The 15,486-nt window shown below is 58.8% G+C and carries 12 protein-coding genes; 5 read left to right on the top strand and 7 right to left on the bottom strand.

The genetic code is table 11. The annotated features are described in order from the left end of the window. Positions 1-69 precede the first annotated feature (69 nt). The 5 genes from AC07W4_RS23235 to AC07W4_RS23215 are packed head-to-tail and all read right to left on the bottom strand — an operon-like array spanning position 70 to position 3,651. On the bottom strand, positions 70-549 hold the full coding sequence (locus AC07W4_RS23235; RefSeq protein WP_007974731.1) for an Lrp/AsnC family transcriptional regulator: 480 nt from the start codon (positions 547-549) through the stop codon (positions 70-72). A gap of 12 nt (positions 550-561) precedes the next feature. Further along, positions 562-1,323: an ABC transporter ATP-binding protein gene (locus tag AC07W4_RS23230; RefSeq protein ID WP_007986657.1), complete on the bottom strand. Its 762-nt coding sequence runs from the start codon at positions 1,321-1,323 to the stop codon at positions 562-564. Between the two features lie 56 nt (positions 1,324-1,379). Continuing rightward, positions 1,380-2,090, bottom strand: a complete 711-nt coding sequence (locus tag AC07W4_RS23225; RefSeq protein ID WP_008049856.1) for an ABC transporter permease — start codon at positions 2,088-2,090, stop codon at positions 1,380-1,382. Then, positions 2,087-2,812 (bottom strand): ABC transporter permease, encoded by a 726-nt coding sequence (locus AC07W4_RS23220; protein WP_495034124.1) that lies wholly within the window; start codon positions 2,810-2,812, stop codon positions 2,087-2,089. Before AC07W4_RS23220 ends, AC07W4_RS23225 begins: the two co-directional genes overlap by 4 nt. Before the next feature lie 59 nt (positions 2,813-2,871). Beyond that, positions 2,872-3,651 carry a transporter substrate-binding domain-containing protein gene (locus AC07W4_RS23215; RefSeq protein WP_495034123.1) on the bottom strand — a complete coding sequence of 260 codons (780 nt, stop codon included), beginning with the start codon at positions 3,649-3,651 and terminating at the stop codon, positions 2,872-2,874. Positions 3,652-4,284: 633 nt separating this feature from the next. Here AC07W4_RS23215 and ocd point away from each other — a divergent pair. Then, positions 4,285-5,331 carry an ornithine cyclodeaminase gene (gene ocd / locus AC07W4_RS23210; RefSeq protein WP_495034122.1) on the top strand — a complete coding sequence of 349 codons (1,047 nt, stop codon included), beginning with the start codon at positions 4,285-4,287 and terminating at the stop codon, positions 5,329-5,331. A 135-nt stretch (positions 5,332-5,466) separates the two neighbouring features. On the opposite strand, the gene AC07W4_RS23205 is transcribed toward ocd, so the two are convergent. Next, a complete protein-coding gene (locus AC07W4_RS23205; protein WP_495034126.1) occupies positions 5,467-7,026 on the bottom strand; it encodes a diguanylate cyclase domain-containing protein in 1,560 nt (519 codons plus the stop codon). A gap of 435 nt (positions 7,027-7,461) precedes the next feature. Here AC07W4_RS23205 and AC07W4_RS23200 point away from each other — a divergent pair, with 435 nt between their 5' ends. From AC07W4_RS23200 to AC07W4_RS23185, 4 genes are all read left to right on the top strand, one after another. Continuing rightward, complete coding sequence (locus tag AC07W4_RS23200; protein WP_495034121.1) at positions 7,462-11,514, top strand: glycosyl hydrolase family 28-related protein; 4,053 nt, start codon at positions 7,462-7,464, stop codon at positions 11,512-11,514. A 287-nt stretch (positions 11,515-11,801) separates the two neighbouring features. After that, positions 11,802-12,257 (top strand): glycine zipper 2TM domain-containing protein, encoded by a 456-nt coding sequence (locus AC07W4_RS23195; protein ID WP_495034120.1) that lies wholly within the window; start codon positions 11,802-11,804, stop codon positions 12,255-12,257. Positions 12,258-12,446: 189 nt separating this feature from the next. Beyond that, positions 12,447-13,262, top strand: a complete 816-nt coding sequence (locus AC07W4_RS23190) for a helix-turn-helix transcriptional regulator (protein WP_495034119.1) — start codon at positions 12,447-12,449, stop codon at positions 13,260-13,262. Positions 13,263-13,375: 113 nt separating this feature from the next. Beyond that, complete coding sequence (locus AC07W4_RS23185; protein ID WP_495034118.1) at positions 13,376-14,446, top strand: threonine aldolase family protein; 1,071 nt, start codon at positions 13,376-13,378, stop codon at positions 14,444-14,446. A gap of 78 nt (positions 14,447-14,524) precedes the next feature. Here AC07W4_RS23185 and AC07W4_RS23180 read toward each other — a convergent pair whose 3' ends face one another. After that, a complete protein-coding gene (locus AC07W4_RS23180) occupies positions 14,525-15,448 on the bottom strand; it encodes an NADP-dependent oxidoreductase (RefSeq protein ID WP_495034117.1) in 924 nt (307 codons plus the stop codon). Between the last annotated feature and the right edge of the window lie 38 nt (positions 15,449-15,486).

Here is a 15,486-nt window from a genome sequence, read left to right as displayed (position 1 = left end):
GCGTTGTGTCATCCAACATCAATGTCGACTGACACACCGCCTTCGCGAGCAAGCCCGCTCCCACAGTGCCTATTCCATGGTGGTCTTGACCATCGCCAGCTCCGGGTGGCTGACCAGTTTGTCGATGTGCAGATCCGGGTCGTCAAACCAGACTTCGGTCAACACCCGGTAATGTTCCATGTCACGACAGCGCATGCGCAGGCTGTAGTCGAACGCGCCACTGATCAGGCGACATTCCAGCACCTGTGGGCAGGCGCGGACTTTGGCTTCGAAGGCCTTTTGCGCCGCGCGTCCGCTCTGGTTCGACAACGCCACCAGCACCAGCAGCGACAAGCCCGGCGTCAGTTTCTTCTCATCGAGAATCGCACCATAGCCGCGAATGACCCCAAGCTGTTCCAGCTTGCGCACCCGTTCCAGGCAAGGCCTGGGGGTCAGGTGCACGCGCTCGGACAGCTTTTGATAAGTGATGCGCCCTTCATGGCGCAACACTTCAATGATTGCCTGATCGATACGATCAAGCACGATCGACAGATCGCGGATATCCGCCATGTACGCCTTGCCTCACTTCAAACGACCCGATAGAAATTGCTGCAAACGTTCACTGTTTGGCCGGTCGAGTATCGTAGCATCACCCTGCTCCTCGACCCGCCCCTGATGCAAGAACAGCACCTGGCTTGAGACCTGCCGGGCAAAGCCCATTTCGTGGGTCACCATCAACATGGTTCGGCCCTCTTCGGCCAGTGCCTGAATCACCTTCAGCACTTCACCCACCAGTTCCGGATCGAGCGCCGAGGTTGGCTCGTCGAACAACAGGATTTCCGGTTCCACCGCCAGGGCCCGGGCAATCGCCACCCGTTGTTGCTGCCCGCCCGACAGAAACGCCGGGTACTGATCGGCCACCCGTTGCGGCAAGCCGACTTTGTCCAGATACGCCCGTGCGCTCTCCTCCGCGGCCTTTCGACTCATGCCCAGGACGCGACACGGCGCCAGCACGATGTTCTCCAGCACGGTCAGGTGACTCCACAGGTTGAAATGCTGGAACACCATCGCCAGTCGCGTGCGCAAGCGCTGCAACTGCTTCGGGTTGGCGACACGCATGCCACCGACACCCTGGCGGGTGAGGACTCGCTCGCCATCCAGAGCAATGGCGCCTTCGTCCGCCCGTTCCAGAAAATTGATGCAGCGCAGCATGGTGCTTTTACCCGAACCGCTGGCGCCGATCATGCTCACCACGTCCCCTGCCCGCGCGTTTAACGAGACGCCCTTGAGTACTTCGTTGTCACCAAAACGTTTATACAGATTTTCAACGGTGAGTTTGTACATGCGAATACTCCTGGAGCGGCACACCTGTCGGCGCCGCTCTGGATAAAGAATGGAAGTCAGTGGGTCGGACCGAGGAAGCTCAACCAGCGTTTCTCAGCCAGGCGGAACGCACCGACCAGCCCGAACGACAGCACGAGGTACAGCAGACCGGCAATACCGAAAGCCTGAAAGGTCATGAATGTCGCGGCGTTGGCGTCCCTGGCAATTTTCAGGATGTCCGGAATCGTTGCGGTGAACGCCACCGAAGTCGCGTGCAACATCAGGATCACTTCGTTGCTGTAGTACGGCAGCGCACGGCGCAGCGCCGAAGGCAGGATCAGTTGCAGATACAGGCGCCAGCCACTGAGGCCATAGGCATGTGCCGCTTCGATTTCACCGTAGGGAATGCTGCGGATCGCTCCGGCAAAAATTTCCACGGTGTAGGCGCAGGTGTTGAGGGTGAACGCCAGCAAGGTGCAATTCATGGCATCGCGGAAAAACGCTTCGAGCAATGGCTGCGAACGGACCACTGCAATGCCGTAGATCCCGCTATAGCAAATCAGCAACTGGATATACAACGGCGTGCCGCGAAAAATGTAGGTAAACAGCTGAACGGGCCAACGCAAAACGCCCCAGCGCGAGACGCGCAAGATCGCCAGGGGCAACGACAGAAAAAAGCCCATGGCAATACTCGCCACCAGCAACCACAGGGTCATTGCCAACCCGGTGAGGGTCTCGCCATCGCTGAACAAAAAGGGTTTCCAGTATTCGGCAATCAACTCGATCATCGCGCCATCCCCCGTACACCCTGGTTGTAGCGCCGTTCCAGCACGCGCAAGACATAGTTCGAAGCGCTGGTGATCAGCAGGTAAAGCGCTGCGGCCAACAGCAGAAAATCAAGCATGTTGAACGTGCTTTTGCCGGCCTCCTGCGCGACTTTGACCAGGTCCGACAAACCGATGATCGATACCAGCGCCGTGGCCTTGAGCAACACCAGCCAGTTGTTGCCAAGGCTCGGCAGGGCGAAACGCATCATTTGCGGGAACACCACGAAACGAAAGCGCTGCCAACGGTTCAGGCCGAAACACGCCGCGGCCTCCTGTTGACCGCGTGGCACACTGAGAATCGCCCCGCGAAAGGTCTCGGTGAAATACGCACCATAGATAAAACCCAGGGTGATGATGCCGGCCACGAATGGGTCGATTTCCATGTAGGGCCATCCCATGGACTCGGTCAGGGCGCTGAGCCAGCCTTGCAGGCTGTAGAAAATCAGCAGCATCAACACCAGGTCGGGCACGCCACGGATCAGCGTCGTGTAAAAGGTCGCCGGCAGATTCAACAGCTTCAGCGGCGACAGCTTGGCCGCCGCGCCGAGCAGCCCCAGCGCCATGCTCACCACAAGCGCGAGCGCCGACAGTTTGAGGGTGACCCAGGTGCCGTGCAGCAACAAAGGGCCATAGCCTTGCAGGGCCGAAAGATCGAGCCCCGGAATATTCAGGAAGGAATTCACGCCAGTCACCTGTCTTGATGCGCCCCGGTCGCTGCGACACGGCGACCGGGGCGCGAGGATCAGTTGTTGTAGAGGTCCAGATCACCGAAGTGTTTCTGCTGGATCTGCGCGTAGATGCCCTTGTCGTGCAGGGCCTTGATGGCGGCATTGAGCATGCCTTTGAGCTCATCGTTGTCCTTGCGCACACCAATGGCGATTTCTGACGGCACCAACGGGTCGCTGATGCCTTCGCTGTTTTGGAACTCGGCCCCTTGTGGCGAGGTCAGGAAACTCATCTGCGCTTGCAGCTTGTCCTGGATCGACGCATCGAGACGGCCAAATACCAGGTCGGCATAGACCTGATCCTGATTCTGGTAGGCCCGCAGTTTCACCCCGCCCGGCGCCAGTTTGGCCTTGGCGTAGGTTTCCTGAATCGTGCCCTGCATGTAACCGATGGTCTTGCCGCGCAGTGACTCGGCGGTAGGCAGCAGTCCGGAGTCTTTTCGGGTAACGATGGCGGTCGGTCCGGCGTACAGGCGATCGGTAAAGTCGATCTGTTTTTTACGCGCGTCGGTAACGGTCATCGAAGATTCGATGGCATCGAACTTGCCGGCCTTGAGCCCCGGAATCAGCCCGTCGAAGTCATTGCTGACCCACACGCAGGTCAGCTTCAGTTCGGCACATATTGCATTGCCCAGATCCACGCCGAAGCCCTGAACCCCGCCATCGGCCGTGGTGGATTCAAAGGGTGGGTAGCTTGGGTTAACGCCAAATCGCAGCTCCTTCCATTCCTTGGCACTGGCGCCCGTGGTGCAGCACAGCAACGCGAGTGCCGGCAAAGTCAGCCATTTGATGTTCATGTTCTTGAGTCCCGGATTATTTGGATTTATCGCGATCCGGCGCCTGCGTCGGACCACACTTTTTGACAGGGGCAGAGAGTCGATGCGGTCTTCACCGCAGCCGTTTTTGTTGTTGTTATCGACTGGAAGCAGCCAGTCGTCGCAGTTGCACTCCATCTCAAGCGGCGAACGACAAGTGCTTGAAACGGACCGCCAGAATGCCAATTGCCGGGAGGTTGCGGGTGTCGTAACCCCATGTTCAAACAGCGTGCCTGTGCTGAACGAAGGGGTTTCACAGCCGATTCTGTCGTCTGCCGTAAGTCACTGTTTCTCCACTTGAAGAGAGCGACAAAGGAAGTGTGATTGTCTTTTGGACTTCGACTTCATCTGCATAACGATGCGTCGTGAAGCACATCGCGCTTGAGCCATGCGAGCGAGGTGCGACTGATAAATGTCACTCGACCGATTCCGCTGTGCGCCCTCTGTTTTTCGACTTCTCTCGCTGCGCCCAGGGTCAGTATTGGCCGAAATCTTCTCGCCATTGCCTCGACAATAGGTCCGTTGCAAACACATGGACCGCCTCCTGAGTCTCAGCCGCCAAAGCGAAAGGTCGTCCAGACCGGCACACAAAAAAAACGCCCAAAGGAACCCAATATGACCCGTTACATTGACGTCAATGATCTGAGCCGTCTCGTCCAGGAAAAAGGCTTACCCAGTTGCCTGATCGAAATGGCCGAGTACATCCGTCAAGACTACGTACGCTGGCCGGATTTCGAAAAATGCGCACGCCTGGCGAACCACTCGCCGGAGGGTGTCATCGAGCTGATGCCCGTGTCTGATGCCTCGCTCTACGCCTTCAAGTATGTCAATGGACATCCAAAGAACACCCACAATGGAATGCTGACGGTCATGGCGTTTGGTGCACTGGGAGACGTCGATACCGGCAAGCCTGTTTTACTGAGTGAAATGACGCTGACGACCGCCATTCGCACCGCTGCCACCTCTGCGCTCGCGGCCCGCTACCTCGCCCGACCGGACAGTCGCCGAATGGCGCTCATCGGCAACGGCTCACAGAGCGAATTCCAGGCCCTGGCATTCCATACATTGCTCGGCATTACTGAAATCAGTCTCTACGACATCGATCCGGCCGCGACAGCGAAGCTGGCAGCCAACCTGCGGGCCTACCCTGCCATACAGGTGACCGTTGCCAAAACCGTTGCGCAAGCGGTGCGTGGTGCCGATATCGTGACCACGGTCACGGCCGACAAGGCCTACGCAACCATTTTAACGCCTGAGATGATCGAGCCCGGGATGCACCTCAACGCAGTGGGCGGCGACTGTCCCGGCAAGACCGAACTGCACCGGGATATCGTGGAACGTGCGCGGGTCATGGTTGAGTACGAACCGCAAAGCCGCATTGAAGGGGAAATTCAGCAGATGCCCGCCGACTCTCCGGTTATCGAATTCTGGAAAGTCATCACTGGTCAGACTCAAGGTCGCCAGCATGCCGAGCAAGTCACCTTGTTCGACTCGGTCGGCTTCGCCATCGAGGACTATTCCGCCTTGCGCTATGTGCTGGATGTTGCAAGAACGCTCAACATTGGCAGCGACATTCAGCTGGTGCCAGAGCTGCAGGATCCCAAGAACCTGTTCTCGCTGCTGCAGCCTTCAGTAACAGCCGATGCAAGGCTTCGGGCTTAACTCCACAAAGCGTTCACCTGGCAGTCCCTCAGGCTGCCAGGCGCCCCCCTGAACAATCCCTCGTATGTCCTGTGTGATCAACGCCTGCCGAGCCACAAGACCAGCCGGCAAGCATTTCAACATCTCTTCGTCAGATCAGGCCTCTAGCGTTTCAGTCATTGCAATGCCTTTGCGACCTAATTGTTTGACGCCATACATCGACTGATCCGCCGCCTTGAGCAGAGTGTCGAGACTCTGGCCGTGAACAGGAAATAGCGAAACCCCGATACTGCACGAGAGCGATCTTTTTCCAGCGGTTGTCATGACTGGCTGCGCGATGGCTTCAAACAACCTCTCCGCCTTTTTTTCAGCACTCTGAGCGCTGGTAATGTCCGTGAGCAGAATGACGAATTCATCCCCTCCATAGCGTGCGACTGTGTCACGCGAGCGAGTCGCCTGAAGCATGCAACTTGCAACTGTTCGAAGCACTTGATCGCCTACTTCATGGCCGCATTCGTCGTTGATTTCCTTGAAGTGATCCAGGTCGATCAACAACACGGCAAACTGTGTTCCATTTACTTTCCAATTGCCGATGGCCTGCTCAAAACGATCGGCAAACAGGTAGCGGTTGGGCAGTTCGGTGAGTACGTCATGGGTTGCCAGATACGTTGCTCGTTCGTGCTCGACTTCAGCCCTTTCTATGGCCTTGAAATGCCGAATCAACACAAGCGGCATGAGGACAAGCGCCGAGGCCAAAACAGCAAGGATCACCAATGTTTCGGCGGTCAGAACATCCCCAAACCGTAGTTGACGCTCAAACAGCAACGTCATGGGTTGTGAAGCGTTTCTAATGTCGACCCGATCCGTCAGGCGCGGCAGGAAAAGCTGATCCAGGAAACCAGCCTGCCCGGTGTCTGTAGAAAACACGTTGTTTTCTGAACCAGCGCCGGTTTTCAGAACAGCGCTGACATGGACAAAAGGATCGACGTTCGCATCGTTCACGGCTTCCAATAGCGAGTCAGTTCTGATCAAGAGCAAAGACAACATCGTGCTGCCGAAAAAATTGGGGCGTGTGCTCTCTCTTGCATCCTCGGTCCGACGGACAGACTGCATCAGGATGTAAGCATTACCACCTTCGTACATCGAGAAAACCGGCGATACGACGGGTTTCTGGTTACTGCGGGTTCGAGCCAGTGCATATGAAAGATGCCCAACGGTTTCCAGCCTGACGCCATAGATCGAACTGGACTGCGGGAGTGGCGGGTACATGAACAACACGGGCCAAGTCTCATTGAGAGAGACCTGATGCTGGGCAGGTTGCTGAGCGAGGTTCGGGAAATCCTTGAGCGCAAAATCCGGACGCCAGGTGCGTTTCAACAGTGCTTCAAATGCAGCCTGCTCGTCGATGGGGACCGCCCTCGCCGCCTCGAGCATGTAAATATGAGGGTACGCGGATAAAACCGCTGCCGCATAACGGGCTGCTGCTTCCGTATCGCTCTGGTCGACGGCCTGAAGAAAGGCTGAAAAACCCGACAAAACCGCTTCATTGGTATCCAGCTGGTTGCGCACGATGCCGGAAATGTTCTGTACGTATTCTGAAAAACGCGTTTCCCGGCGTTCAGTCTCAGACTTCAGCAGTAACAAGGTCGAAAAACCAACCAGACCGACCGCTAAAAGAATGAATCCCACCAAGGAGCTGCGCCGCTTGGTAAACATCATTCGGGCTTCTCAACGCGCAGAGCGTGCGTGGTGCCGATAGGAATAAGTAAGGCGAAGGTAAGCGCTATGGTTTTCAAGCGAGGTGCAATCCATGCAGTAAAAGGGGAAGTCCGAAGTATTACGGTGCCAGTATCTCACTAAACCTCGGGGTAAACGTAGAGCCCACTTGAAACGCCCCGGACTCTCCAGACACCTTCCACACAGCTTTCCAGCAGATCTTTGGCTGGTCCACTTCGACCTCGCTACCTGAGCGAGCGTCAACAAACCGTTATCTCTTCGAAACATCTCATAACCGCTAATCAGCTGAATCGGTTTTTTTGACGCTCCTCCGATATGCGGTCACAACTTTTGCGCTCCGTTGGGTCATAAACCGGTAGCTATCGATTGAATATTGGCACTACCGAGGTTCTCGCCTGATACGGAGATAAACTCATGATTTTCAATGTACAAAATTTTGGCGCCAAAGGAGATGGCATCACTGACGACACGGCGGCGATACAAAATGCAATTGATGCGGCGGCCGCTGCCGGCGGGGGGCAGGTTTACATGCCGACCGGAACTTATATCGTTTCCGCAGGTGAGGAACCCTCCGACGGCTGCCTGATGCTCAAGAGTAATGTCTACCTGTATGGCGACGGCATGGGCGCAACCACCGTCAAGGTGGCTGACGGCTCCGACACCAAGATCACCGGCGTCATCCGCTCCGCCTATGGCGAGCAAACCCACGACTTCGGCGTCAGCAACCTCACCATCGACGGCAACCGTGACAACACCACGGGCAAGATCGACGGCTGGTTCAACGGCTACATTCCCGGCGAAGCGGGCTTCGACTCCAACGTCACCCTCGACAGCGTCGAGATCAAGGACTGCTCCGGGTACGGTTTCGATCCCCACGAGCAGACCGTCAACATGGTCATCAAGAACAGCGTGTCCCATGGCAATGGCCTGGACGGATTCGTTGCCGACTTCCTCAGCGACAGCACTTTCGAAAACAACGTCGCCTACGACAACGACCGGCACGGTTTCAACATCGTTACCAGCACCCACGACTTCACGCTCACCAACAACGTTGCCTACAACAACGGCGCCACTGGCATCGTGGTGCAGCGCGGCAGCGAGGACATCCACTCCCCCAGCAACATCACCATCACCGGTGGCGAGGTGTACGGCAACGGCGCCGAAGGGGTGCTGATCAAACTGTCCAGCGAGGTGACCGTCAGCGGCGTCGACATCCACGACAACTCCAGCACCGGGGTCCGCATTTACGGCAGCAATCACGTCGATATCATCGACAACACACTCAACAACAACTCCCTGGGCAGCCCCGTACCGGAAATCATCATCCAGTCCTACGACGACACCCTGGGCGTGTCCGGCAAGTACTTCAACGGCAGCGATAACATCATCCAGGGCAACCTCATCAGCGGCAGCAACCTGTCGACCTACGGCGTTGCAGAGCGCAATGAAGACGGCACCGATCGCAATGCAATTATTGGAAATACCATCAGTCACACCAGCAACGGCGCCACGCTGATCTATGGCGACGGCAGCTACGTCAGCGCCACGGTGCCGATGACCATCGTGCAAGGTACGGCCGGCAACGACACCCTGTCGGGCAGCGCCGCCAGCGAGATTTTCTACGGCGGAGCCGGCAACGACACTATCAATGGCGGGGCCGGTGGCGACATTCTGATAGGTGGTGCAGGCATCGACAAACTCACTGGCGGTACCGGCGCCGATACGTTCCGTTTCACCGCTCAGTCCGAGAGTTACCGCAACGCAACCACAAGCTTCGATGACACCATCACCGACTTCGACGTCACCCGGGACAAGATCGATCTCGCCGATCTCGGTTTCACAGGCCTGGGCAATGGCCGTGGCGGCACCCTGCAGGTCAGCTACAGCGCCAGCAGCGACCGTACCTACATCAAGGACTTCGATGCCGATGCCAGCGGCAATCGCTTCGAGCTGATTCTCTCGGGAAACTTCGCCGGCACCCTGACCGCCAGCCACTTCATCTTCAATCGTGTGATCACCGGCACCAGTGCCGGCGACTCGCTGCTGGGTAGCGATTCGGGCGATACCCTGCTCGGCCTGGCAGGTAATGACAGCCTCAGTGGCGGCGCTGGCGACGACAAGCTAGACGGCGGTGCCGGACGCGACTCGCTGTACGGCGGCGACGGTGCCGACACCTTCGGCTACAGCAACGTACTCGACAGCTACCGCAACTACGACACCGGCGGTGTCACGGCCACCGACACGATTTATGACTTCACCGCGGGCGTCGACAAGATCGATGTTTCGAGCCTGGGCTTTCTCGGCCTCGGCGATGGCAGCAATGGCACGCTGTACCTGACCCTCAACGCAGCCGGCGACAAGACCTACATCAAGTCCGCCGAAGCGGATGCCGATGGCAATCGTTTTGAAATCGCCCTCAACGGCAACTACCTCGACACCCTGACCGCCAGCGACTTCGTGTTCGGCGAGCCAGCCCGGCAGGACATCCTCTACCTGCCCACCCTCGGCCAATCCAATGCGCGCCTGCTGCGCATGACCGAGGACGACGCTCAGTCCGGCACCTCGATGCTGGTCAACGACCTGGACCGCTACACCCCCTATGACGTGCGCAGCCAGTTCACCGATGCCAATGGCAACGGCATCGACATCGCAGTGGGAGGCAGCACGGTCACCGGCCTGTCGACGCTCAGCGCCGAGGAGCTCAAGTTGTGCTGGTGGCTGACCGACACCAACCAACCCGGGGCTGCGCTGTTGCGCGCCGTGACGCTGCTGCGGGACCAGCTCAGCGAACTGCAATCGATCAGTAACGTCACCATGGGCATCATTTGGGGCCAGGGCGAGGAAGCCGCCCAGGAGATCGCCCGCGCCACGGACAAAGCAGCGGCAGCAGCGGCGTACAAGGCCGCGACCCTGAAGGTGTTTGATTACCTGCATGCCCAGTTCGGCAACTTCAGCGTGTACATGTTGGAAACCGGTCACTACGACCAGGACGCAGCGAGTGCCCGTGGTTATTCGCAAGAGAAGATTGCCTCGATCGTCGAGGGGGCTGGCTATGTCCGCGCCGCCCAGGAAGCCATCGCCGCCGAGCGCGCCGACGTCAAGCTGGCAGTGGACTACACCGACCTCCCCTTGCGCCACGAAGTCGATCCGCTGACGTATCCCGACGACGTCTGGCACCTGCACGAGGAGTCGGCGGAGATCGTCGGCCAGCGTTTGGCCGACTACATTGCCGGTGACCTTAGCTTGCAGGGCAACACCAACGACAACAACAGTGTGCAGGACATTTTCGACAACGCCCGGAACATGATTTCCGGTACCGCCCAGGCCGATACCCTGGTGGGCAGTTCGGACAACGACACACTGGATGGCGGCCTGGGCGCCGACACCATGACCGGTGGCAATGGCAACGACATCTATGTGGTCGACGATACGTTGGACCGTGTAGTGGAAACCAGCACCTCGACCTCGCAGATCGATACGGTGCAAGCCTCGGTCAGCTGGACCCTGGGCGCCAATCTCGAAAACCTGGTGCTCACCGGCGTGTCGGACATCAACGGCACCGGCAACGAGCGGCACAACTTCATCACCGGCAATGCCGCCAATAACCTGCTCAATGGTGCCGCCGGGGCCGACAGCATGAGCGGCGGCGATGGCAACGACACCTACTATGTCGACAACGCCGATGACGCCGTGATCGAGATCAACGGCAATGCGGCGTCTGGAGGGGTCGACAGCGTACACAGCAGCCTCGCGGCCTTTACTCTCGGCAACAACGTCGAGCATCTGTATGTCGATAGCACTGGCGCCGCCAATGGCACGGGCAATGCGCTGGACAACACGCTGTTCGCCGGACCCGGCAACAATGTGCTGGACGGGCGCGATGGCATTGACACGGTGTCTTTTGAGCGCGCCCTCTCCGGCGTTACGGTAAACCTCTCGACCTCGGGGCAACAAAACACCACGGGCTCTGGGCTCGACACCTTGAGGTCCTGCGAAAACCTGACGGGAAGCGCCTACGCCGACAATCTGTCGGGCAACAGCGCCGCGAACGTTCTGAACGGTGGTGCGGGCAACGATACGTTGGTGGGTGGTTCGGGTAATGACCGGCTGATCGGCGGCGCAGGCACCGACAACCTCACCGGTGGCACTGGCGCGGATACCTTCGCGTTCAGTGCGCTGCCGGACATGGGCGTAGGGGCTTTGCGCGATGTGATAAACGGTTTCAAGAGCATCGAGGGCGATCATCTGGATTTCACCGGCCTGGACGCCAAGCCGCTGACCACCGCTGTCGACGCCTTCACCTTCATCGGCAGCAACGCCTTCGACCCTGCCAACGCCACCGGACAACTGCGCTTTGCCGATGGCGTTCTCCAGGGCAGTGTCAACGCCGACGCCACCCCCGAGTTCGAAATCCGGCTGGTGGGCGTCCAGCAGTTGCACGCCGGCGATTTCACGGCCTTGGGTTAAGCCCACACCCTGCGGGAGCGGCTCGCCCTGATGCCGGTCAGTCAAGGGTGATACTGAACCTGTGGCGAGGGAGCAAACATCCTCGCCACATAGGCGTCAATCTAGAACCCGGTTGCAACCCTGCGGCTCAGAAGTACCCACTGATCAACATCAGCCACTAAGAGAGCCAAAGTCTGGCCACCCTCACGCACAGTGCGCAGGCAAACAAGCGCATGAACCGGACATTTTCGTCTAACGTCATTGGATGCGTGTGCATGACCCACTTCCCCGGAAAATGGAGTTCGACGATGAAAACAATCGCTTCCTGGCTGACGATTACGCTTTTTGGACTGGTGCTTGGCGGCTGTGCCGCGGTGGGCGCCGGGGGCGGAGGTGCTGGCGAGATGGAGATTCGTTCAGGGAAAATCGAGCAGATTACACAGACCCGGATGCAGACCAATCACGATAGCGGTGTCGGCGCCATAATGGGGGGTATTGGCGGCCTGGCCCTGGGAAGCCTGATCGGCCAGGGAACCGGCCGGGATGTGGCGATGGTCGCCGGTGCCCTCGCGGGGGCGGCAGGCGGCAACTACGTTGAAAAGAAAAAGTATGATCAGCCCGTGGACGCACAGCAGATCATCGTTCGCACCCACAGCGGCGTACTGGTTCAGGTGACCCAGCCGATCAACCCGGCGCTGAGAAAAGGCATGAACGTGTACGTCGAAGGTGCCGGAAACGAAGCGCGGGTGGTGCCACAAAGTTAAGGGCGGCTACAGGATGTTGCGCAGCCGTAATCACTTGCTGCGCAACATCCTCATGGCGAGCGACTTCGGTTGACACTCAATGACTCATGGACGACCTCGGACCAGTTGCTGGCAACCCATGGATCTATACCTCTTGCGCGCTTAAACTCTGAATCTCTCGCCCTCCTCGCCGATTGCTGAACGGGTTTCATGACTGAGCAAGCCAAGTACCATCACGTGTCCGAAGTACCAGGCCTGGTGCTGGGGTCCGCACGTTTTGCGGATGTCGGCTTCGATCGCCATTACCACCTCGATTTCCACATTGGTTTTGTCACCGAAGGCGTCCAGCGTCATCGGTCGAAGGGCGAGTCGTTTCTTTTGGGTCCGGGAAGTGTTGCCCTGATGCCGCCGGGTGAAATCCACGATGGTGTGTCCGAGGGCGGCGGCGCTTATACGCTCAAGACATTCCGCCTGTCCCAGGCGCTGGTCGCGAGCCTGACCGAGGAGATCAGCGGTCAGCCCAAAGAGCTTGAATTGGCCGGTGCGCTGCTCGAAGACACCGGGCTTGTCGCTAACCTGCGGGCGTTGCACGAAGCGATGCAGCAGGCCGTCGGACCCGGCAGCCTCGCGGTGCAAACGCAATGGTTCATCCTGCTTGAACACCTGTTGAGCCAGTCACGGGCGATCAGGCCCGAAACGATTACCGGCACGCTATCGCCCCTGCAATGGTCTCGCGTCAGGGACTATTGTTTCAGCCACATCGATCAGCGAATCACCCTCGATGATCTCGCTGGCCTGTGCGGGCTGGGCCGCTTCCCGTTCCTCAAGCAGTTCAAGCGCACCATCGGCATGACACCCCACGCCTGGCTGCTTCGCCTGCGCCTCGAACGGGCCTGTGGCCTGCTCGCTCGCAGCGTGCACCCCATCGTCGAGGTCGCCCACGCCGTCGGCTTTTACGATCAAAGCCATTTCAATCGCGCCTTTCGGCAGGCATTCGGCGTCGCGCCATCGCGCTACAGGACTTAGTCCGTCGGTCATCAGCCGACCGTCAATTTTTTACAAGCGCGGCTACCCCCACCCGCCATAGGATGCGCCAATCCGGGCGAAACACCTTCGCCTGCGCAGCCGAGAACTGGATGATGAACGGTGAAACAAACAGACCGCCCGCGCTGGGTTTTTCAAGTGACAACATCGCCGGTGCATCGCCGGAGGTGGCACAAGCCCTGGTCAAACACAGCACGGGCCAGGCGAGCCCCTATGGCACCGACGAGTTGACGGCGCAGGTCCGGCGCAAGTTCTGCGAAATCTTCGAGCGTGACGTCGAGGTCTTTCTCGTACCCACCGGCACCGCCGCCAACGCCCTGTGCCTGAGCGCGATGACGCCACCCTGGGGCAACATCTACTGCCATCCGGCCAGCCATATCAACAACGATGAATGCGGCGCGCCGGAGTTCTTTTCCAACGGCGCGAAGCTTATGACCGTCGACGGCCCGGCGGCCAAGCTGGATATCGTTCGACTGCGCGAGCGCACTCGCGACAAAGTCGGCGACGTACACACGACTCAACCCGCCTGCGTCAGCATCACCCAGGCCACTGAAGTCGGTAGCATCTACACCCTGGACGAAATCGCAGCCATTGGTGACGTCTGCAAATCCTCTTCCCTGGGATTGCATATGGATGGATCGCGCTTTGCCAACGCCCTGGTGTCGCTCGGCTGTTCCCCGGCCGAGATGACGTGGAAGGCCGGCGTGGATGCCCTGTCGTTTGGTGCAACGAAGAATGGTGTGCTGGCGGCGGAAGCCATCGTCCTGTTCAACACCGCCCTCGCCACCGAGATGAGTTATCGCCGCAAGCGCGCAGGCCATCTCTCTTCCAAGATGCGTTTTCTGTCGGCGCAGATCGATGCGTACCTGACCGACGATCTCTGGTTGCGCAATGCACGCAAGGCCAACGCTGCCGCCCAGCGCCTGGCACAAGGGCTTGCTGGCCTGAGCGGCGTTGAGGTGCTCGGTGGCACCGAGGCGAACATCCTGTTCTGTCGACTGGATTCGGCAATGATCGAAGCGCTGCTGAAAGCCGGCTTCGGGTTCTATCACGATCGTTGGGGACCGAATGTCGTTCGTTTTGTCACCTCATTCGCCACCACCGTCGAGGATGTCGATCACCTGTTGAGCCAGGTGAGGCGAGCTGTTGACCGGATACACGAGTAACGGTCGCAACACAACACAGCCGCTGATGGGCGTCTCCAGTATCGACGCCCAACTCTACGGACAATCACTGGCAATCACTTACCTCTTGGTATCGAGGACAAGCCGGCCGCGCAAGTGACGGCCCATGCTTTTTTCGATCGCCACCTTTGATTCACTCAAGGGGTATGCCTCTACGTTGACAGTGAGGTGTCCCTTGTCGAACAGTTCGGCGATGAGCGAGAGCTGCCGGCCATCCGAACGGGTGGCGAAGTTCGCGGGGGTCACGCCGTAGTCGTTGGCCAGCGACATGTTTGGGGCGCTCACGGGCGATACCAGCACACCGTGCTTTTTAAGTACTGCAAACGAACGGGTTTGCGTTTCGCCACCCACCAGGTCCAGTACCACATCGAGGCCGGATACCTGTTCCTCGAAAGCCTGGGTGGTGTAGTCGATGGTGTAGTCCGCTCCGATTTCCTTCAGGTAGGCATGATGGTGTGCCGAGGCCGTTGCGTAGACTTCAGCGCCCAGGTACTTGGCAATCTGCACGGCCATGCTGCCCACGCCACCGGCCGCGGCGTGGATCAACACTTTCTGGCGACGTTGCACGCCAGCGTGTTCGGTCAGTGCCTGCCAGGCTGTCAGGGCCGATGCCGGGACAGCGCCAGCCTGCAAGGCACTGAGTGATTTTGGTTTGAGCGCCAGCCTGCCAGCCTGGGCAACGGCTTTGGTCGCATAACCGCCGACGATGTTGATGAAGCCGAACACTTCATCGCCGATGTTGAATTCAGTGACGCCCTCCCCCAGCGCGACGACGGTGCCGGCCACTTCAACGCCCGGCGTATAAGGCAGCGGCAACGGGATGAACGCTTTCATGGCACCGGACAGGATTTTCCAGTCTATCGGGTTGACCCCGGCTGCGGCGACATCGATCAGCACTTCACCGACACCGGCGACAGGGTCTGCAATCTCTTCCAGGCGTAAAACGTCAGGACTGCCGTATTCGTACACGCGTAGGGCTTTCATGGTGGCCTCGGTAATCGAAAAGAAGGGATAAAGGGTGT

The sequence above is a fragment of the Pseudomonas sp. GW821-FHT02A08 genome (assembly GCF_059422045.1).
Note: the sequence above shows the minus strand (reverse complement) of the source record. Positions and strands in the feature narration are given on the sequence as shown.